The following is a 19,632-nucleotide window of genomic DNA, read 5'->3' as shown; positions in this document are numbered from 1 at the left end:
TGCCCAGGAGGAGTTAGTGCGTTCCGCCGTCATATCGGCCTTCAGGACACCCGACCTGAGGCGGAAGATTCTCTTCGTTCTGGGAATCATCATTCTTTATCGTCTCGGCGCGACGATCCCGTCGCCCGGTGTGGACTATCAGCAGGTCCAACAATGTCTCGACGATGTCTCGCGTGGAGATTCCGCAGGCATCTACTCCCTGATCAACATGTTCTCCGGCGGAGCCCTGCTCCAGTTGTCGGTGTTCGCGATCGGCATCATGCCGTACATCACGGCCAGCATCATCGTCCAGCTCCTGACCGTGGTGATCCCACGATTCGAGCAGCTGCGTAAGGAAGGTCAGTCCGGCCAGGCCAAGATGACGCAGTACACGCGCTACCTCACCGTGGCCCTGGCGTTGCTGCAGTCGACGGGCATCGTCGCACTCGCCGACCGCGGTGATCTGTTGCGAGACTGCCAGAACGGTGACCAGATCCTGCGGGACCAGTCCATCTTCGGCCTCTTCATCATCGTTTTGGTGATGACGGCGGGGGCGTGTGTGGTCATGTGGTTCGGCGAGCTGATCACCGAACGTGGCATCGGTAACGGTATGTCGCTGATGATCTTCGCCGGCATCGCCGCGCGTATCCCGGCCGAGGGCAAGACCATCCTTGACACCCGCGGTGGCCTGGTGTTCTTCCTGGTCATCCTGGCGGCGCTCGCGATCGTGGCCGGTGTGGTGTTCATCGAGCAGGGCCAGCGCAGGATCCCGGTGCAGTACGCCAAACGCATGGTCGGCCGCAAGATGTACGGCGGATCGTCGACGTACCTGCCGCTGAAGGTCAACCAGGCCGGCGTCATCCCGGTCATCTTCGCGTCGTCGCTGCTGTATCTCCCCAACCTGATCCTGCAGCTGACGCAGAGTCAGACCGAGGAGCCATCGTGGTGGCAGCGCGCGATCCAGACCTACCTGGTGGATCCGAGCAACCCGGTGTACATCCTCATCTACTTCCTCATGATCATCTTCTTCACGTACTTCTACGTGGCGGTGACGTTCAATCCGCAGGAACGCGCCGACGAGATGAAGAAGTACGGCGGCTTCATCCCCGGTATCCGGCCGGGTCAGCCGACGGCCGACTATCTCGGCTATGTGCTCAGCCGGATCACGCTGCCCGGCTCGATCTATCTCGGCACCATCGCGGTTCTCCCCAACCTCTTCTTGGAGATCGGCAATTCGGGTGGTGTGCAGAATATTCCGTTCGGCGGCACCGCGGTGCTGATCATGGTCGGTGTCGGTCTGGACACCGTCAAACAGGTCAATTCGCAGCTCATGCAGCGTAAATACGAAGGGTTCCTGAAGTGAGACTGGTTATTCTCGGCCCACCCGGAGCCGGCAAGGGTACGCAGGCAGAACTGCTGTCCGAGAGCGCGGGTATCCCGCACATCTCGACCGGCGACCTGTTTCGCGCCAACATCTCGCAGGGCACCCCGATCGGTGTCGAGGCGAAGAAGTACCTGGATGCCGGAAACCTCGTGCCGTCTGAGATCACCGTCGACATGGTGCGTGCGCGCGTCGCCGAGCCCGATGCGACCAAGGGTTTCATTCTCGACGGTTTCCCGCGTTCGACGGCGCAGGCGGATGCGCTCACCGAGATCCTGTCCGAGCTCGACACCAAGCTCGACGCAGTGTTGTCCTTCGGCGTCGACGAGGATGTCGTCGTCAAGCGCATGCTGGCCCGAGGCCGCGCGGACGACACCGAAGAGGTCATCCGCAACCGCATGCATGTCTACCTGCGCGAGACGGCGCCGTTGCTCGAGTACTACGCCGACACGGTCAAGACGATCGACGCGATGGGCGACGTCAACGAGGTGCATCAGCGCGTGCTCCGCGCTCTGAGTGCCTGACGTTTCGGCCCTCGCGGCACAGTTCGAGAATGCGCAGGTGTGAGAATGGGTTTTCGTAAGCCCAAGCCGGTGCCGTTTCGTAGCGCCGGTGAAATCGACGCCATGGCCGCGGCCGGCGCCATCGTCGGCAACGCCCTGGTGGCAGTGCGGGACGCTGCGCGGCCCGGGGTGAGCACTCTGGAGCTCGATCAGATCGCAGAGTCGGTGATCCGCGACGCAGGCGCGGTCCCGTCCTTCCTCGGCTATCACGGCTTCACTGGTTCGATCTGCAGCTCGGTGAACGAGGTTGTGGTGCACGGCATCCCGTCAAAGGATGTGATTCTCGCCGAGCACGACCTGGTGTCCATCGACTGCGGCGCGATACTCGATGGCTGGCACGGCGATTCGGCCTGGACGTTCGGCGTCGGCGAGTTGTCACAGGCCGACCAGGATCTGAACGCCGCCACCCAGCAAGCCCTCGACGCCGGCATCGCCGCGATGGTCGACGGCGGCCGGCTCACCGACATTTCCCACGCGATCGAAACCGCAACGCGCGCAGCGGAAAAGACCTTCGGTCGGACTTTCGGGATCGTTGCCGGTTATGGCGGCCACGGTATTGGCAGACAGATGCACCTCGACCCATTCCTCGCCAACGAGGGTAAGCCGGGCCGCGGGCCGGTCCTGGTGATCGGTTCGACGTTGGCGATCGAGCCGATGCTCTCGCTGGGTACCGTCGACACCACCGAGTTGGACGACGGCTGGACCGTGATCACCGACGATGGCACCAGGGCTTCGCACTGGGAGCACACGGTGGTCGTCACCGGCGATGGTCCGCGGATTCTCACCACGCGCCCGTAGGCCCACCTCGAAATCTCCCTGACATCGTCCCCCTGGCGGGTGTTCGAGGGCACTATGCCATTCATGGCCGCAGATGGGGACGATCTCAGGGCGCCAGGGCCGAGTCACACCTCGAGTTCGATGGTGACCGGGCCGTCGTTCACCAACGAAACCTGCATGCTCGCGCCGAATCTGCCTGTCTCGACCTGTGCTCCCGATGCTTTCAGCGCCGCGACCACTGCGTCGACAAGTGGCTCGGCGACCGAGCCGGGCGCTGCCGCATTCCACGACGGGCGCCGCCCCTTGTCGGTGTTCGCGTACAGGGTGAATTGGCTGATGACGAGAACGGGTGCACCGAGGTCTGCGGCGGACTTCTCGCCCGCCAGGATGCGGAGTCGCCAGATCTTGTCGGCGAGTTTGGCAGCGGTGTCTGGGGTGTCGTCATGCGTGACGCCGATCAACGCGACGAGTCCGTGGGCACCGGCAGGGATGGTCAACTCGCCGATCACCTGACCGTCGACGCTCACCGACGCCGACGTGACCCTCTGCAGCACTGCCCTCATCCAGCCAACCTAGCGACTGAACAGTTCGTAGGCGACGGCCACCTCCACCGTTCGGGTCGGGCCGGTGTCGTCACCGCCCTGCACCGTCCACCGATCCGACGTGCGGTCGATGACGTTCCGCACCGGATTTCCGATCTCAGCCAGGGGTTGCACGTACACACCCTGGGTCGGGCCGTCCGTGCAGCCGTAGACGTGGACGAACTGTGTGTTTCCGGTCGCCATGGCCATCGGATTGCGGCCGAGGGTGCAGTGCGAGCCGTCGGCCAGGTCGAGACCTGCGGGAACATATGGGCTGACGTCGGTCATGAACGTGAGTGTTGCTCCCACATAGCCGAATTCGGTATCTCGCGGATCGGCCAGGCACGCCGCTGTGGTCTGGCCGGCCTCGACGCAGAAGCGAAGGCCTTCCGGAGTGTCTGAGCAGCGAAGGCCACCGGTGATGTCGGTGAAGCAGTCGAGCGGTGCGAACGTCGGTACGTTCCGTCCGGTGTAACCGGGCGTCGCGTTGCCGCCTGCGTCCACCGGCGCGATCGTCCGAATCTCGGTCACGGAGTCGAATGTTGCAGTCTGGTCGGTCGAGTTCTCGTGCCCGGACGTACAGCCGACGAGACCTGTCAGGAGCGCAGCAGCGAGAACGACGGTCATCCGCATGCGGGCGACACTACGGACATGTGTCCTGGTATCCGTCGTCTCGCGACACAATTGCTGCGCGCGAATGACGCCCAGTGGAATGGTCGCCGCGGTGGGGGAGTTGCATTGAAGTATGACTGGATTCGGAACTCATGGGGTGTGGGCCGGCTTTTCGGCGATATCCCCGCAACAGGCACTGGAGATCGAGAAACTCGGCTACGGCACGATCTGGCTGGGCGGTTCGCCGCGGTCGCTGACGCCGGCGCGCACCATCCTCGAGGCGACGTCGTCGATCCGGGTGGCGACGGGTATCACGAGCATCTGGAACACCGAAGCCGCGCAGATCGCTGAGCAATTCGCCCAGCTCGAGACTGATTTTCCCGGCCGCTTTCTGCTGGGAATCGGAGTCAGCCATCCGGAGGCCGTCCAGGAGTACAGAAGTCCCTACGACTCGCTGGTCGCCTACCTCGACGTCCTCGATGAGGGTGGGGTTCCCGCGGACCGCAGGGTGATCGCAGCCCTGGGGCCCCGCATGTTGCGTCTGGCCCGAGACCGCGCGCTCGGCTCGCACCCATATCTCGTACCAGCAGCTCACACCGAGTACGCCCGGAAGATCCTCGGCCCGGACAAGTTCCTGGCACCCGAGCACAAGGTGGTACTCACCGAGGACGCCGAACTCGCGAGGTCGGTCGGACGGCCCTACGTGGACCAGCCGTACCTGCATCTGCAGAATTACACGAACAACCTCAAGCGTTTTGGCTACACCGATGCCGACATCGCCGACGGTGGTTCCGATGCATTGATCGACGCACTCGTCGCGCACGGCAGCGCGGAGGTGGTCCGTGAACAGCTCGATTCACACCTCGGTCAGGGCGCCGACCACGTCGCCATCCAGATCCTGGGTGACGTCGACATCGTCGAAGAGCTCGCCAAACTGATCTGACCCCCGATCTTGGTGGGTTCTGGTGAGTTCGACCTGCGGTTTTACTCGCCAGAATCCACCAATTCCGGAGCTTGGGCGGCCAGGTGGGCGCGAATCGAAGGCTCCAGCGGTGTCACCTCGATGGGCACGCCGGTCATGTTCGCCATGCCGGCGAGTCGTTCGAGATCCTCGGGATCGGACGAGATGAGTGCGTTCACGTTCGCCCCTCCGCTGCCGAGGTCAGTGGACGCGGCGTCATTCGCCTTCGTCCAGCCACCGGTGCCGTTGTGTCCCCAGCCGTGAGGAATGGCGACGACCCCGGGTTTGATGTCGTCGGTGACGCTGATCGGCAGGGCTATCTGCCCGTGCCTGGACGTCACCGTGACCAGGTCGCCTTCGTCGAGGCCGCGAGCGCTCGCGTCCGCAGGGTGCATTCGGGCGGTGTGAGCGCGACCACCGCGCAGGAGCATGGGTGCATTGTGCTGCCAGCTGTTCTCCGATCGGATCTCCCGCATCCCGATGAGCCGCAACGGGTACGACGGGTCGACGTCTGGATCGAGACGGTCGATCTCGGCGAGCAATTCGGGCGCGTCGAGGCGGATCCTGCGATGCCGATGGGTGACGAACTTACCCAACTGACCGGGTTCGAGATGGTCGGCGACGATGGTGCCGTGCGGGAACTTGTCGAGCAGCCGCTTGAACGTGAGTCCGCCGCGGCGTAATCCGAAGCGATCCCCACCCGTTCCCAGCCGGACCACCAGATCCGAGAGTCTTGTCGGTGTCCAGGGTTTGCCGATCCGGTCGGCGAGCTTGTTGAACAGGTGCAGCCCACGGAGTGCCGGTGCCTGGGGAGCGAGCGCGCCCACGAGCTCGTTGACGATCTGCCACTCCTCGCGGGCTTCGCCCATGGGCGGGATGACCGCGTCGGTCGCCTGTTTGAAGGGTGTGGTGAACAGAGGCTGGAAGGGGATCAGGAAGTCCGCCCGCTCGTACATGGTGGTCGTCGGCAAGATGTAGTCGGCGTGGGCATTGGTCTCGTTCTGATAGAAGTCGAGCGACACCATCAGGTCGAGCCCGCCGAGGGCTTTGACGAGTTCGTCGCCGTTCGGCACCGACAGCACCGGATTGCCCGCGCTGACGAACAGTGCCTTGAGCTGTCCCTTGCCCGGGGTCAGCATCTCTTTGGCCATCAGCGACGCCGGTGCAGTGCCGAGGACCTGCGGCAGACCGCCGACCCGACTGCGCCGACCGTTCCACGCGAAGTTCGAAACATGCTGCAGGGCAGTGACCCCGGCCCGCTGTCCGGGTACACCCAGGTCGCCGAACATCGAGCCGCCGACCGTGTCGAGGTTGCCTGCGACGAGGTTGACGATGTCGAGCAGCGCCGTGGTCAGGGTGCCGGTCCGGCCGAGTGAGGTGCCCACCCGGCCGTATAGTGCCGCGCGGTCGGTGAGCACCAAGGTGCGGGCGAGGTCCCGCACGGTGTCCGCGTCGATGCCGGTGCGCTCCGAGGTCAGCTCCGGCGGATATTTCGCCGCCAGCGACTTGATGGCCGCCACCCCGGTGGCCTGGTCGCGGAGCCGGTCGTCGTCGGCGAGCTTTTCGTCGAACATCACGTGGAGCAACGACAGCAGCAACAGGGCGTCGGTGTCGGGGACGATCGGCTGCCAGTCGAACTCTCGGGCCGTCTCGGTGCGACGCGGGTCGATGACCAAGACCCGACCGCCGCGCTTGGTGATCGCGGTGAGCCCCTCGCGGATACGCGGCGAACTCATCACGCTGCCATGCGAGACAACAGGGTTGGCGCCGATGATGACGAGGAACTGGACACGGTTGATGTCGGGTATGGGCGCGGCGACCGGGGTGCCGTAGAGAAAGTGGCTGGCCACGAAGCGGTTGTTCACGTCCTGAGAGCCTGCGGAGTAGACGTGGGGCGTGCCGAGCAGCGTGGTGAAGTTGGCGACCCAGAGGGTGTGGCCGGTCGAGAAGGTCGCGGGATTGCCGAAGTACCAACCGATACCGGACGCTCCGTCGCGCTTGTGTACCGCCGCCAGTTTCTCGGTGATCTCGGTCATCGCGGTGTCCCACGAGACCTGTTCGAACTCGCCGAATTCGTTCTTTCGAAGCGGGTGCAGCACTCGATCGGGGTCATTGACGATCTCGCTGAAGGCGATTCCCTTCGGGCAGGCGAACCCCTTCGACAGGGGGTTCTCCTTGTCCGGCCGCAGGGACAGCAACCTGCCGTCTTCGACGGTGGCGATCATCCCGCACAGCGGTTCGCAGATTCGGCAGAAGGTGGTTTTGTTCTCGGCCATGAGCAGCTCCCTGGTGATCCGTCTCACATCTGACAACGAGTGTTCCACAATGGTGGTCGATAGCACCAGGGAAAGTGCTCGAGGGCCTTGGTCGATCCAGCCCGGTCAGCGGGTCAGGCGGGCGCGGTGGAGGCCCGGATGACCAGCCGCGGCTGGAAGAGCACATGGCGGGGCGGGGTCTGTGGGGACCGGGAGATCTCGTCGACGAGCAGCTCGATGGCGCTGGACCCCAGCTGGCGGCTCGGCTGGCTGATCGACGACAGGGGGACCACGGCGGAACGGGCGAAGTCGATGTCGTCGTAGCCGATGAGCGCGATGTCGCGCGGTACCGCGATGTCGCCGAGCATCGTCAGGGCTTGCAGGATCCCGATGGCCACGAGGTCGTTGGCACAGAAGATTGCGTCGGGACGCTCGTTCGCCGGGCGCCTGCGGATCTCCTCGCCCGCGGCGCGACCCGCCAGCACACTCAGCGATGGCGTTTCGATCACCTCGAGCGTTGCGCCGGTCACCTGGGCGATCGCCTGACGCGCGCCGCGCAGTCGGTCGGCCACCTGGTGCAGGCCGCGGGGGCCGCCGATGAAGGCGAGCCGGCGCCTCCCGGTCTCGCACAGGTGCGTGCACGCCAGCGCGCCGCCGGCGACGTCGTCGACGGTGACCGACGGGAACACCGTCCCCTGTCCGTTCCGGTCGACGAGGACCACGGGCGTTCCGCGCTGATGCAACGCTTCCAGCCGACTGAGATCGTCGCCGACCGGCGACACCAGAACCCCGAAAACCCGCTGCTCGTCGAAGGTCTCGATGTACATGTGCTCGCGGGCGACGTCGTCGTCGGACGTACCGAGCAGGAGGGTCAGGTTGTTCTCCGCCGCCTGCCGCTCTGCGGCCCGGGCGAGATCGGTGAAGAACGGGTTTCCCACATCGAGGACGATCAAGCCTACGCAGCGCGACCTACCTGCTTTGAGTTGCCGCGCAGCATCGTTGCGTACGAAGCCGAGTTCGGTGATCGCCTTGTGCACTCGATCGACAGTCGCCGGTGCGACCTTGTCGGGAGCGTTCAGCACATTCGACACGGTCCCGATGGACACCGATGCGGCTGCGGCCACCTCGCGCATGCTCACCGACATCGCTGCTTCCCTTTCCGACCTCCGGGCGGGAACCCGACCCCGCGTCCACCGACAGGCTAGCGCGGAGCGAGCCGGGTCAGTTGTGTGACGTGCGCCGGGGTCAACTCTTCGAGCGAGGTGACACCCAGTAGCCGCATGGTGCGTTCGACCTGTTCGGCGAGGATGTCGACGGCCCGGTTCACCCCTGCTTCGCCGCCTGCCATGAGGCCATAGAGGTAAGCCCGGCCGATCAGGGTGAAACGGGCGCCGAGCGCGATGGCCGCGACGACGTCTGCCCCGGACATGATGCCGGTGTCGAGGATGACCTCGGTGTCGGAACCGACCTGACGGGCGACCTCGGGGAGCAGATGGAAGGGAATCGGTGCCCTGTCGAGTTGTCGTCCACCATGATTCGACAGCACGATGCCATCGACACCCAGGTCGACGACGGCTCGTGCGTCGGCCACGGTCTGAATGCCCTTCACGACGATCTTGCCGGGCCACTGATCGCGGATCCAGGCCAAGTCGTCGAAGGTCACCGTCGGATCGAACATGGTGTCCAGCAGCTCGGCGACGGTGCCCGACCAGCGATCGAGGGAGGCGAAGGCCAGCGGTTCGGTGGTGAGGAAGTCGATCCACCACTTCGGGCGCGGCAGCGCGTTGAGGACTGTGCCCGGGGTGAGCGCAGGTGGGATCGACATCCCGTTGCGCTTGTCCCGCAGACGCGCGCCGGCGACCGGGACATCGACAGTCACGAGCAGGGTGTCGTAACCGGCCTTGGCGGCCCGGTCGACCAGGGCCATCGAGCGTTCGCGTTCTTTCCACATGTAGAGCTGGAACCAGTTGCGCCCCTGCGGATTGGCCTCCTGGACATCCTCGATGGACGCGGTACCCATCGTGGACAGCGAGAAGGGGATGCCTGCCCGTGCTGCGGCATGGGCGCCGGCGATCTCGCCTTCGGTCTGCATCATGCGGGTGAAACCGGTGGGCGCGATACCGAACGGCAACGACACCGGGGCGCCGAGGACCTCCCAACCGGTGCTCACCTTGGAGACGTCACGCAAGATGGCCGGATTGAACTGGATATCCGCGAAGGCTTCTCGGGCACGGCCGATGGAGATCTCGGCCTCGGCCGAACCGTCGGTGTAATCGAAGGCGGCCTTCGGGGTGCGGCGTTTGGCGATGCGGCGTAGGTCTTCGATCGTGAGCGCGGCGTCCAGTCGCCGCTTCGTGGCGTCGAACTCAGGCTTCTTGAACTTCATGAGGGGTGCGAGGTCATGGACCTTCGGCAGTTGTCGTCTCACAGTGCTGTGTCGTGTCATCGGGTTGCCTTCAGGTGGTGTGCGTGGGCCGCAGTACGCGGCTCGAAACGTTCGGGTGGGAAGGTGGCGGCGACCAGCGCGCGTGCGCTCTCGGGATCGTCGGCGAGCAGCTCTTTGGTGCGGGCGGAGACCAGGATGTTGCCGATCGCGGTGGCTTCGACGGGGCCGGCGAATACCGGGAGGCCGAGTCGGTCTGCGGTGAGCTGACACAGCAGTCGATTTCGGGAGCCGCCGCCGACTATGTGCACCACCTCGACGTCAGTGCCCGAGAGCGATGCCGCCTCCTGGACACGACGGGCGAAAGCTCCCGCGAGGCTCTCCAGGATGGCTCGAACCATCGGGGCGCGGTCGGCCGGCACGGGAAGGCCGCGGCTGGTGTACCACTGCGCGATACGCGCCGGCATGTCGCCGGGTGCCAGGAACTCCGGGTCATCGGTGTCGAAGAGTTCGACCGGTGGGTGTGCCTGGGCTGCCTCGTCGAGCAAGCGGGACAGCTCGACGGCAGTGCCTTCGCGCTCCCATTGCCGGACGGACTCACTCAGGAGCCACAGGCCCATGACGTTGCGGAGGAACCGTATTCGACCGTCCACCCCGACCTCGTTGGTGAAGTTGGCGACTCGAGCCGCGGGATCGACGACGCGGTGGGCCACCTCGACTCCGACCAGCCCCCAGGTGCCGCACGAGATGTATGCGGCCGATTCCGGGCGCATCGGGACGGCGACGACCGCCGAGGCGGTGTCGTGCGAGGCAACGGCGCTCACTGTGACCGACGACGGCAGCCCGAGCTGCGTGACGATCTGCGGCAGTACCGCACCGAGTTCGGAGCCTGGTTCGATGAGCGCAGGGAACAACCCGCCGGGCAGCCCGAGCGTACGTTCGAGTTCACTGTCCCAGATGCCGTCCGCGCCGAGCAGCCCGGTGGTCGAGGCGTTGGTGCGTTCGGTCGCCATCTGGCCGGTGAGCCAGTACCCGATGAGGTCCGGGATCAGCAGTGCCCGGTCGGCGAGCTCGAGTGTCCCGGCCTGTTTTTCCGCCATCAGTTGGTACACGGTGTTGAAGGGCAGGAATTGCAAGCCGTTGCGGGCGTAGAGCACTGCGGGATCGATCCCTTGGTGAACCGCCGAGACGCCGGCGCGGTTCCGGTCATCTCGGTAGTGGTAGGGCAGGCCGAGCAGGCGCCCGTCGCGCAGCAACCCGTAATCGACTGCCCACGAGTCGACCCCGATCCCGATCAGATCCGTGGCCTGACGTGCTGCCGACGACAAGCCGTCGCGGATATGCGAGTACAGGGCGGGTACGTCCCAGTGCAACGCCGTCCGGTGGCCGTCCCAGATCGGGAGGGGACCATTGGGGAATCGATTCACCTCGCGAATGTCCAGCCGGCCGCCGCCGACCTGGGCCAGCATCACCCGACCGCTGGTCGCTCCCAGGTCGACGGCGGCCAGCTCGGCCATGCGTGAGCCCTTGCTCATCGCAGGAATGCCGCGGCCACACCGGCATCGACGGGCACATGCAGGCCAGTGGTGTGCGACATGTCAGAGCTGCACAGCACGAACGCCGCGTTGGCGATGTTCTCCGGCAGCACTTCGCGTTTGAGCAATGTGCGCTGGGCGTAGAACTCGCCGAGATCTTCTTCGGCGACACCGTAGACCGCGGCGCGCTTCGCGCCCCAGCCGCCGGCGAAGATGCCCGATCCACGGACCACTCCATCTGGGTTGACGCCGTTGACCTTGATGCCGTGCTCGCCGAGTTCGGCGGCGAGCAGTCGAACCTGATGTGCCTGATCGGCTTTGGTCGCCGAGTACGCGATGTTGTTGGGGCCGGCGAACACCGAGTTCTTCGACGAGATGTACAGGATGTCGCCGCCCATCTGCTGATCGATGAGTGCCTTGGCGGCAGCCTTCGACACCAGGAACGACCCGCGGGCCATCACGTTGTGCTGCAGGTCCCAATCGGCGGCCGTGGTGTCCAGCAGCGACTTCGAGAGTGAGAGTCCGGCGTTGTTCACCACCAGGTCGATACCGCCGAACGCGAGGACGCAGGCCTCGACCGCGGCTTGTACCTGCGCCTCGTCGGTCACGTCGGCTCGCACACCGATCGCGACATCGGCGGATCCGATCTCGGCCGCTGCAGCCGCTGCCTTGTCCTCGTCGAGGTCGGCGATCACGACACACGCACCTTCGGCCGCGAGCCGGGTCGCGATGGCCTTACCGATGCCCGAGGCGGCACCCGTGACGAGGGCGATCCGGGTGGCCAGCGGCTTGGGCTCGGGCATCCGGGCGAGCTTGGCCTCTTCCAGGGCCCAGTATTCGATCCGGAACTTCTCGACTTCGTCGATGGGCAGGTAGTGCGAGATCGACTCGGCGCCGCGCATGACGTTGATGGCGTTGAGGTAGAACTCGCCGGCCACCCGGGCGGTCTGCTTGTTCTTGCCGTAACTGAACATCCCGACACCGGGGATCAGCACGATCGCCGGGTCGGCCCCGCGCATGGCGGGGGAGTCTTCGGTGGCGTGTCGGTTGTAATACGCGGTGTAGTCGTCTCGGTAGGAGCTGTGGAGCTCCCGCAGACGTGCGATGCAGTCCTCGATGGGCGCATCGGCCGGCAGGTCCAGCACCATCGGCTTGACCTTGGTGCGCAAGAAGTGATCGGGACACGACGTCCCGAGTGCGGCGAGCCGGGGATGCTCGGCGCCGGTGAGGAACTCGAGGACCGGGTCGGTGTCGGTGAAGTGCCCGACCTGGGCGTTGTCGGTGGACACCAGTCCGCGCAGGGTCGGTGCCAGCGCAGCGGCTTTCGCGCGACGGCCGGCCGGACTCAGCGGGCCGAAACCCCGTAGCGGCGGACCGAATGGCTGCGGCCGGCCGTTGGTTGCAATGAATTCCTCCGCGGCCGCGATGATCTCGAGTGAGTTGGCTTCGGCCGCCTCGGAGGTCTCGCCCCACGCGGTGATGCCGTGGCCCCCGAGGATGGTGCCGATCGCCTGCGGATTCTGGCGCTTGACCTCGGCGATGTCGAGTCCGAGCTGGAATCCCGGTCGCCGCCACGGAATCCAGATCACCCGGTCGCCCCAGATCTGCTTCGTGATCGCCTCGCCGTCGGCGGCGGTGGCGATCGCGATACCGGAGTCGGGGTGCAGGTGATCGACGTGGTCGGCCTCGACCAGGCCGTGCATCGCGGTGTCGATCGAGGGTGCTGCGCCGCCGCGCCCATGCAGGGTGTAGTCGAACGCGGCCACCATCTCGTCCTCGCGGTCGACGCCGGGATACACACCCGTCAGCGCCCGCAGGCGATCCAGTCGCAGCACGGCGAGACCGTTCTCGGTGAGGGTGCCGAGGTCTCCACCGGAACCCTTCACCCACATCAGGTCGACGTCCTGGCCGGTCACCGGGTCGCGCTCGGTGCCCTTGGCGGAGGTGTTGCCGCCCGCGTAGTTGGTGTTCTTGGGGTTGGCGCCGAGTCGGTTGGAGCGTTCGATCAGTTGGGTGACGGTCTCGTTCGTCATTCGCTGTTCCTTAGAGAGGGTAGTGGGTGGTGTGGAATGCTCAAGCGCCCCAGGAGGACTGCGTACCGCCGACGCGGACGGCGGCGATCTCTTCCTGGTATCCGGAGTCGGCGAATGCGGCCATCGGATCGGCCGGGAGACCGCGCTCGGTTCGCCAAGTCGCAAGATCGGGCCGGATGTCGGTGTAGAACGCATCCATGAAGATGGCGTTGGCGCCCAGCACATCTCCCGCCTCCTGGGCGGCGGTCAGCGCGTCGGTGTCGACGAGCAGTGCGCGGGCGGTCATCTCCTGCACGTTGAGCACCGACCTGATCTGTCCGGGGATCTTTTCCTCGATGTTGTGGCACTGATCGAGCATCAGGGCGACCGGCGACCCGGTGGCGAGGCCACCGCCGCGGATGACCTCGAACATGATGCGGAACAGTTGGAACGGATCGGCCGCACCGACGATCAGGTCGTCGTCGGCGTAGAACCGCGAGTTGAAGTCGAACGAACCGAGCTTCCCCAGCCGCAGCAACTGCGCCACGATGAACTCGATGTTCGTCCCCGGTGCGTGGTGGCCGGTGTCGAGGCAGACCAGGGCACGCTCACCGAGCGCGCTGACCTGGGCGTAGGAGGTTCCCCAGTCGGGCACATCCGTCATGTACGTCGCGGGCTCGAAGAACTTGTATTCCAGCACCATTCGCTGTTCGTGGCCGATGTGCTGGTAGATGGTCGCGAGTGACTCCGCGAGGCGATCCTGCCTGCCGCGGATGTCGCCCTGTCCGGGGTAGTTCGTGCCGTCGGCGAGCCAGATCTTCAGGTCGCGCGACCCGGTTTCGTTCATGACCTCGATGCACGCGAGGTGGTGGTCGATCGCCTTCTGCCGCACATGCTTGTCGGTGTGGGTCAGGCTGCCGAACTTGTAGTCGTCGTCCTGGAAGGTGTTGGAGTTGACCGTTCCCAGGCCGACCCCCAGGTCGGCGGCGTAGCTGCGCAGGGCCCCGAAGTCGTCGACGAGATCCCAGGGGATGTGGAGTGCGACCTTCGGGGCCAGTCCGGTGAATCGGTGCACGGTCGCGGCGTCGGCGATCTTCTCCTCTATTGTGCCGGGGGTGCCGGGGGTGCCGAAGACTTTGAACCGCGTCCCGGAGTTCCCGAACGCCCAGGAAGGGAGCTCGATGGCCAGGTTCTGAAACGTTTCAATTGCATCTGTGTTGAGGTTTCTCACGTCAGTTGCCTCCTGTGTTGCCTGCTGACGCCGGTACGTGCACCGTCGGGGACGGCTCGTGTCGGACCGGATCATGTCGAGTTGCAGGTGTGGTGGTCGTCAGTTCGGGACTGATCGGCTCGCCGTAGCGTTCGATCTCGATGTCCTTGAGTTCCTTGCCGCGAGTGTTGGGGGCCCAGACGACCCCGACGATCAGCGAGGCGGTCAGGCAGATCATCAGGATGAGTCCGACCCAGGCCAAACCGGTGGCGGCGAGCAGGGTGGGGAAGAAGTAGCTCAGCAGGCCGGTGGCCGTGCGGACCACGAAGAACATGATGCCCTGAGCGCTGGCCCGGTAAGGGGTCGCGAACAATTCGCTGGCCCAGAGGCTGTAGAAGGCCTGCGCACCGACACCGCTCGAGATGCCCCAGCAGATCGCGAAGATGAGCAGGGTGGTCATGCCGCCGTCGGTGAACAGGACCAGCACGCCCCAGGCGAAGATGCCTGGGATGGCGCCGAGCGCGAACAGCAGGCGCTGCGACATGTGGTCGGCGAGACGCATGAAGACGAAGTAGGTGGCCAGTACCGTCATGCCCCAGACCAGCACCTGCAGCAGGTTCTGCTGGACCTCGCTCTCGAGGCCTGCGGTCTCGTACACCCGGGGCATGAAGATGCCCGCCTGGCCGGCGACGGTGTTCCAGAAGCCATAGATGCCGATGAGCACGAGAAGGGCGGTGATGTTGACCTTCTTCGAGAACAGGCCACGCAGGCCTTCTCCGCCCGAGGCGGACGTCTGCGGCGCATCGACGTTCTCGCGCCCCTCGTCCTTCCAGATCTTCGATTCGACCAGCCCCTGCCGGATCCACCAGACCACTGCGGCGACGACGAACAGGTGTAGGAAGATGATGCGCGATCCCAGGAGTCCGAGCGGGGCGAGTGCGGCGGCCAGCGCGAAGCCGACCAGCGGTCCGACCGACCACGCGAGCTGGGCGGTGCCGACGTGCTTGGCGCGAGCGCCAGAAGGGGCCTGCTCGGCGATGTAGGTCCACGACGCGGGGACGCCGGCACCGACCGCGATACCGGTGACCACGAACGCGATCATCAGCATTCCGAAGTTCATGGCGAACGCGGCCAGCAAAACGCCGACCATGTAGACGATCAGGTCGTAGGTGTAGATCGCCTTGCGGCCGTAGCGATCACACAGGGGACCTCCGATGGCGGCACCGATCGCGGCACCGAATGCGTTGGCGCTGAGCGCGGCGAGCAACCCGACGGCGAAGTTGCTGATGCCGAACTCGTCCTGCCAGAAGCCGAGACTGGTGGCGATGGCGATGATCGAGCCGGCCTCGATGTAGTTGGACATGGCGACCGAGATGGTCGCCTTCCAACCGGTGGTCTTCTTTGCCCCGATTTTCATGGGGTCTCCTTCAGGGGTTTATGAGATGGGAGGGTACTGCGGCACAAAACGAGGGAAAAACGAGGAAAACGAGGGGAGGGTCAAGCGAGGTGGAAATAGTCGTCGAGAACGGTCAGCGCGGTGTCGGGGTTGGTGCCGGTATTGAAGTACTCGGCCATCTGGCTCTGCCACTTCTCGTTCACCGCGGTCTGCGCCATAAGCTCGCGGGCGCGGTCGAAATCGTCGGTCTCGAGGTATCCGACGACCAGTCCGTCGTCTGGCCGCAGGAACAGCGAGTAGTTCCGCCAGCCTGTGGAGCGAAGGGCATCGAGCATCTCGGGCCAGACGTCCTTGTGGGCGGCGAGGTAATCGTCGATGCGGTCCGGTTGCAGATTCATCGTGAAACACACTCTTTGCATGCGGGGCGGCCTATCGGTGGCGAACGCTTTTGAAACGTTTCAATTTGTGAGTGGAGTCACGGTAAACCGCCAGATGTGATCGCGTCAAGGGGGAGTTTCGAGCCGGCGTCGACTGCCGGGGGTGGGGGAGATCGGACTTATTTGTCCTGAGCAGCGCAGCAGCGTAAAGTAGATCAACGGTGCACCCGCGCCGGGTTGTTTTCGTGCCCAGATCCGCAGAACTCTGTCGAGTCCTCTGCCAGCTGTCACTCGAATATCCGGGACACGGGCGTGCCACGAAGGTAATCGAACAGAACTGTTCAGGTGTGGTGAACACACCAGAATCGTGGAGGCTATGGCCAAAGAAGGCGCGATCGAGGTCGAGGGTCGAGTTGTCGAACCCCTGCCCAATGCAATGTTCCGCATTGAGCTGGAGAACGGCCACAAGGTGCTCGCCCACATCAGCGGCAAGATGCGGCAGCACTACATCCGCATCCTGCCCGAGGACCGCGTGGTCGTGGAGCTGTCGCCCTACGACCTGACCCGCGGCCGCATCGTTTACCGGTACAAGTAAAGGCTTCCCGGACACCTCCGGGTAAGAACACCAGCTGTGGTGCAGCATTGCGCTGCGCCGCGGGGCTTTGAAGGAGATCGAGACGTGAAGGTTCAGCCGAGCGTCAAGCCGATCTGCGAGAAGTGCAAGGTGATCCGGCGTAACGGCCGGGTCATGGTGATCTGCGACAACCTGCGTCACAAGCAGCGTCAGGGCTGATCAGCACCCTCGCAAGATCGCTTGCAAGAGCGAGACACAACTGAATACAGGCACTAGAAGACCTTCCAGCACCAGCGGCGATAAACGGATCACCGCCTACCCCCGGCACGGAGGCCGGGGCCCCTCGCAGAGCAGGGGACGGACTGGGAGCAGACCTCCGAGAACCAAAGGAAACGCCACATGGCACGTGTTGCTGGTGTAGACCTCCCGCGCGAAAAGCGCCTGGAGATCGCACTGACTTACATCTATGGAGTTGGCCGCACCACCTCCAAGGAGATCCTTGCCGCGACCGGACTCAGCGCCGATCTGCGGGCCAAGGACCTCACCGACGAAGACGTTCTGAAGCTTCGCGAGTACCTCGAGGCCTCGGTCAAGGTCGAAGGTGACCTGCGCCGTGAGGTGCAGGCCGACATTCGTCGCAAGATCGAGATCGGCTGCTACCAGGGTCTGCGTCACCGTCGTGGACTGCCTGTCCGTGGACAGCGCACCAAGACCAACGCCCGGACCCGCAAGGGCCCGAAGAAGACCATCGCCGGGAAGAAGAAGTAATCCATGCCTCCTAAGTCACGTAGCGCCGGCCCCAAGAAGGGCACTCGTCGTCGCGAGAAGAAGAACGTCCCGCACGGCAGCGCGCATATCAAGAGCACGTTCAACAACACCATCGTCTCCATCACCGATCCGGCCGGCAACGTCATCGCCTGGGCGTCTTCGGGCCACGTCGGCTTCAAGGGTTCGCGTAAGAGCACCCCGTTCGCCGCGCAGCTCGCCGCCGAGAGTGCTGCCCGCAAGGCGCAGGAACACGGCGTCAAGAAGGTCGACGTCTTCGTGAAGGGCCCGGGTTCGGGCCGCGAGACCGCAATTCGATCACTGCAGGCCGCCGGCCTCGAGGTCGGCACCATTTCCGATGTCACCCCGCAGCCGCACAACGGTTGCCGTCCGCCCAAGCGGCGTCGGGTCTAACGGGAAAGAAGAGGACTAGAAAATGGCTCGTTATACCGGACCCGCAACCCGCAAATCTCGCCGTCTGCGCGTCGACCTCGTCGGCGGAGACCAGGCGTTCGAGCGTCGCCCCTACCCGCCCGGCCAGCATGGCCGCGCACGGATCAAGGAGAGCGAGTACCTGCTCCAGCTGCAGGAGAAGCAGAAGGCCCGCTTCACCTACGGCGTGATGGAAAAGCAGTTCAGCCTCTACTACAAAGAAGCCAACCGTCGCAACGGCAAGACCGGTGACGAGCTTCTGCGTCTGCTCGAGACCCGTCTCGACAACGTCGTGTACCGCGCCGGACTGGCTCGTACCCGTCGTCAGGCCCGTCAGATGGTCAGCCACGGACACCTCACCGTCAACGGTGTGAAGGTCGACGTCCCGAGCTACCGCGTCTCTCGCTACGACATCATCGATGTCCGCCCGAAGTCGTTGCAGACCACCCCGTTCCAGATCGCCAAGGAAATCCAGGGCGATCGTCCGGTGCCGGGCTGGTTGCAGGTCGTGCCCAGCACGCTGCGCATCCTGGTGCACTCGGAGCCCGAGCGCGCACAGATCGACGTGCCGCTGCAGGAGCAGCTCATCGTCGAGTTCTACTCCAAGTAGAGCATTCGGGCACCGCCCGATCGAAGTAAGCCCGAACCAGCACAAGCTGATTCGTATTCCGCGGCCTCCCGCCGCAGAAGTTCCGTTGTCTAGGTCGTCATATAGCGGGCGTCCAAGAGGAGAAGAAGATAGATGCTGATTTCACAGCGACCCACACTGTCCGAAGAGATCATCGCGGAAGACCGCTCGAAGTTCGTCATCGAGCCGCTTGAGCCAGGATTCGGTTACACCCTCGGCAACTCGCTTCGTCGCACCCTGCTCTCGTCGATTCCCGGCGCTGCTGTCACCAGCATCCGGATCGACGGGGTGCTTCACGAGTTCACCACCGTCCCCGGAGTGAAGGAAGACGTCACCGACATCATCCTGAACCTCAAGGGCTTGGTCGTGAGCTCGGAAGAAGACGAGCCGGTCACCATGTACGTGCGCAAGCAGGGACCCGGCGCGGTCACCGGCGCCGACATCGTGCCCCCGGCAGGCGTCACCGTGCACAACCCGGATCTGCACATCGCCACCCTGAACGATAAGGGCAAGTTGGAGATCGAGCTCGTCGTCGAGCGCGGTCGCGGCTATGTCCCCGCCGTCCAGAACAAGGCGTCCGGCGCCGAGATCGGCCGTATCCCGGTCGACTCGATCTACTCGCCGGTGCTCAAGGTGACCTACAAGGTGGAAGCCACCCGCGTCGAGCAGCGCACCGACTTCGATCGGCTCGTTCTCGATGTGGAGACCAAGAACTCCATCACCGCGCGGGACGCGCTGGCCTCGGCCGGCAAGACCCTGGTCGAGCTGTTCGGACTGGCTCGTGAGCTCAACGTCGAAGCCGAAGGTGTCGAGATCGGACCCTCGCCCGCCGAGGCCGATCACATCGCATCGTTCAGCCTTCCGATCGAGGACCTCGAACTCACTGTCCGGTCGTACAACTGCCTCAAGCGTGAGGGAGTGCACACCGTCGGCGAGCTCGTGGCCCGCACCGAATCGGACCTTCTCGACATCCGGAACTTCGGCCAGAAGTCGATCGACGAGGTCAAGGTCAAGCTGCACGCGCTCGGCCTGGCACTCAAGGACAGCCCGGCCAGCTTCGATCCGTCCCAGGTGGCCGGATACGACGTTGCCACCGGCACCTGGTCCGACGACGCTGCATTCTCCGACGACGCTGCCGGCGAAGACTTCGCGGAAACCGAACAGCTCTAACCAGACCCCAGCTCACGACCGAGAGGTCGAGAGCGAACCCT

The 19,632-nt window shown here is 64.8% G+C and carries 20 protein-coding genes; 10 read left to right on the top strand and 10 right to left on the bottom strand.

What is annotated here, in order from left to right; genetic code table 11:
* Positions 1 to 16 precede the first annotated feature (16 nt).
* Genes secY through map form a run of 3 tightly spaced genes read left to right on the top strand, consistent with a single transcriptional unit; the run spans position 17 to position 2,721 of the window.
* Positions 17 to 1,342 carry a preprotein translocase subunit SecY gene (gene secY, locus J3S28_RS10395; RefSeq protein WP_207840245.1) on the top strand — a complete coding sequence of 442 codons (1,326 nt, stop codon included), beginning with the start codon at positions 17 to 19 and terminating at the stop codon, positions 1,340 to 1,342.
* Entirely contained in the window at positions 1,339 to 1,884 is a 546-nt protein-coding gene (locus tag J3S28_RS10390; protein ID WP_207840243.1) for an adenylate kinase, read from the top strand. The genes secY and J3S28_RS10390 overlap by 4 nt, the downstream gene beginning before the upstream one ends.
* Positions 1,885 to 1,929: 45 nt before the next feature.
* On the top strand, positions 1,930 to 2,721 hold the full coding sequence (gene map / locus J3S28_RS10385) for a type I methionyl aminopeptidase (RefSeq protein ID WP_207840241.1): 792 nt from the start codon (positions 1,930 to 1,932) through the stop codon (positions 2,719 to 2,721).
* Positions 2,722 to 2,825: 104 nt separating this feature from the next.
* Here map and dtd read toward each other — a convergent pair whose 3' ends face one another.
* Together dtd and J3S28_RS10375 are read right to left on the bottom strand one after the other, a co-directional pair.
* Positions 2,826 to 3,263 (bottom strand): D-aminoacyl-tRNA deacylase, encoded by a 438-nt coding sequence (dtd, locus tag J3S28_RS10380; RefSeq protein WP_207840239.1) that lies wholly within the window; start codon positions 3,261 to 3,263, stop codon positions 2,826 to 2,828.
* Between the two features lie 9 nt (positions 3,264 to 3,272).
* Positions 3,273 to 3,914: a hypothetical protein gene (locus J3S28_RS10375; RefSeq protein WP_207840237.1), complete on the bottom strand. Its 642-nt coding sequence runs from the start codon at positions 3,912 to 3,914 to the stop codon at positions 3,273 to 3,275.
* Positions 3,915 to 4,026: 112 nt separating this feature from the next.
* Between J3S28_RS10375 and J3S28_RS10370 the strand changes: the two genes are divergently transcribed.
* A complete protein-coding gene (locus J3S28_RS10370; RefSeq protein WP_207840235.1) occupies positions 4,027 to 4,836 on the top strand; it encodes an LLM class F420-dependent oxidoreductase in 810 nt (269 codons plus the stop codon).
* Positions 4,837 to 4,877: 41 nt separating this feature from the next.
* Here J3S28_RS10370 and J3S28_RS10365 read toward each other — a convergent pair whose 3' ends face one another.
* From J3S28_RS10365 to J3S28_RS10330, 8 genes are all read right to left on the bottom strand, one after another.
* The gene (locus J3S28_RS10365) at positions 4,878 to 7,130 is read right to left on the bottom strand and encodes a molybdopterin-containing oxidoreductase family protein (RefSeq protein WP_207840233.1); all 2,253 of its coding nucleotides are present in this window, start codon (positions 7,128 to 7,130) and stop codon (positions 4,878 to 4,880) included.
* A 113-nt stretch (positions 7,131 to 7,243) separates the two neighbouring features.
* A complete protein-coding gene (locus J3S28_RS10360) occupies positions 7,244 to 8,254 on the bottom strand; it encodes a LacI family DNA-binding transcriptional regulator (protein ID WP_207840231.1) in 1,011 nt (336 codons plus the stop codon).
* A gap of 56 nt (positions 8,255 to 8,310) precedes the next feature.
* Positions 8,311 to 9,555, bottom strand: a complete 1,245-nt coding sequence (locus J3S28_RS10355; RefSeq protein WP_207840229.1) for an alpha-hydroxy acid oxidase — start codon at positions 9,553 to 9,555, stop codon at positions 8,311 to 8,313.
* The gene (locus tag J3S28_RS10350) at positions 9,552 to 11,027 is read right to left on the bottom strand and encodes a rhamnulokinase (protein ID WP_207840227.1); all 1,476 of its coding nucleotides are present in this window, start codon (positions 11,025 to 11,027) and stop codon (positions 9,552 to 9,554) included. The genes J3S28_RS10355 and J3S28_RS10350 overlap by 4 nt, the downstream gene beginning before the upstream one ends.
* Positions 11,024 to 13,060 (bottom strand): bifunctional aldolase/short-chain dehydrogenase, encoded by a 2,037-nt coding sequence (locus J3S28_RS10345; RefSeq protein ID WP_207840225.1) that lies wholly within the window; start codon positions 13,058 to 13,060, stop codon positions 11,024 to 11,026. Before J3S28_RS10345 ends, J3S28_RS10350 begins: the two co-directional genes overlap by 4 nt.
* 40 nt (positions 13,061 to 13,100) lie before the next feature.
* Complete coding sequence (gene rhaI / locus J3S28_RS10340) at positions 13,101 to 14,270, bottom strand: L-rhamnose isomerase (protein WP_207840224.1); 1,170 nt, start codon at positions 14,268 to 14,270, stop codon at positions 13,101 to 13,103.
* Between the two features lies 1 nt (position 14,271).
* On the bottom strand, positions 14,272 to 15,666 hold the full coding sequence (locus J3S28_RS10335; RefSeq protein WP_207840221.1) for an MFS transporter: 1,395 nt from the start codon (positions 15,664 to 15,666) through the stop codon (positions 14,272 to 14,274).
* Between the two features lie 80 nt (positions 15,667 to 15,746).
* Complete coding sequence (locus J3S28_RS10330; RefSeq protein WP_207840219.1) at positions 15,747 to 16,064, bottom strand: L-rhamnose mutarotase; 318 nt, start codon at positions 16,062 to 16,064, stop codon at positions 15,747 to 15,749.
* A 334-nt stretch (positions 16,065 to 16,398) separates the two neighbouring features.
* Between J3S28_RS10330 and infA the strand changes: the two genes are divergently transcribed.
* From infA to J3S28_RS10300, 6 genes are all read left to right on the top strand, one after another.
* On the top strand, positions 16,399 to 16,617 hold the full coding sequence (gene infA, locus J3S28_RS10325; protein WP_020109371.1) for a translation initiation factor IF-1: 219 nt from the start codon (positions 16,399 to 16,401) through the stop codon (positions 16,615 to 16,617).
* Between the two features lie 84 nt (positions 16,618 to 16,701).
* Positions 16,702 to 16,815 carry a 50S ribosomal protein L36 gene (gene rpmJ / locus J3S28_RS10320; protein WP_040515091.1) on the top strand — a complete coding sequence of 38 codons (114 nt, stop codon included), beginning with the start codon at positions 16,702 to 16,704 and terminating at the stop codon, positions 16,813 to 16,815.
* Between the two features lie 180 nt (positions 16,816 to 16,995).
* Positions 16,996 to 17,364, top strand: a complete 369-nt coding sequence (rpsM, locus tag J3S28_RS10315) for a 30S ribosomal protein S13 (RefSeq protein WP_084835438.1) — start codon at positions 16,996 to 16,998, stop codon at positions 17,362 to 17,364.
* A 3-nt stretch (positions 17,365 to 17,367) separates the two neighbouring features.
* Positions 17,368 to 17,775 (top strand): 30S ribosomal protein S11, encoded by a 408-nt coding sequence (gene rpsK, locus J3S28_RS10310; protein WP_084835439.1) that lies wholly within the window; start codon positions 17,368 to 17,370, stop codon positions 17,773 to 17,775.
* A 22-nt stretch (positions 17,776 to 17,797) separates the two neighbouring features.
* A complete protein-coding gene (rpsD, locus tag J3S28_RS10305) occupies positions 17,798 to 18,403 on the top strand; it encodes a 30S ribosomal protein S4 (protein ID WP_084835440.1) in 606 nt (201 codons plus the stop codon).
* A 132-nt stretch (positions 18,404 to 18,535) separates the two neighbouring features.
* Positions 18,536 to 19,591, top strand: a complete 1,056-nt coding sequence (locus J3S28_RS10300) for a DNA-directed RNA polymerase subunit alpha (RefSeq protein WP_084835441.1) — start codon at positions 18,536 to 18,538, stop codon at positions 19,589 to 19,591.
* Positions 19,592 to 19,632: the final 41 nt, after the last annotated feature.

This window comes from Williamsia soli (genome assembly GCF_017377795.1).
Lineage (GTDB): Bacteria > Actinomycetota > Actinomycetes > Mycobacteriales > Mycobacteriaceae > Williamsia > Williamsia soli.
Note: the sequence above shows the minus strand (reverse complement) of the source record. Positions and strands in the feature narration are given on the sequence as shown.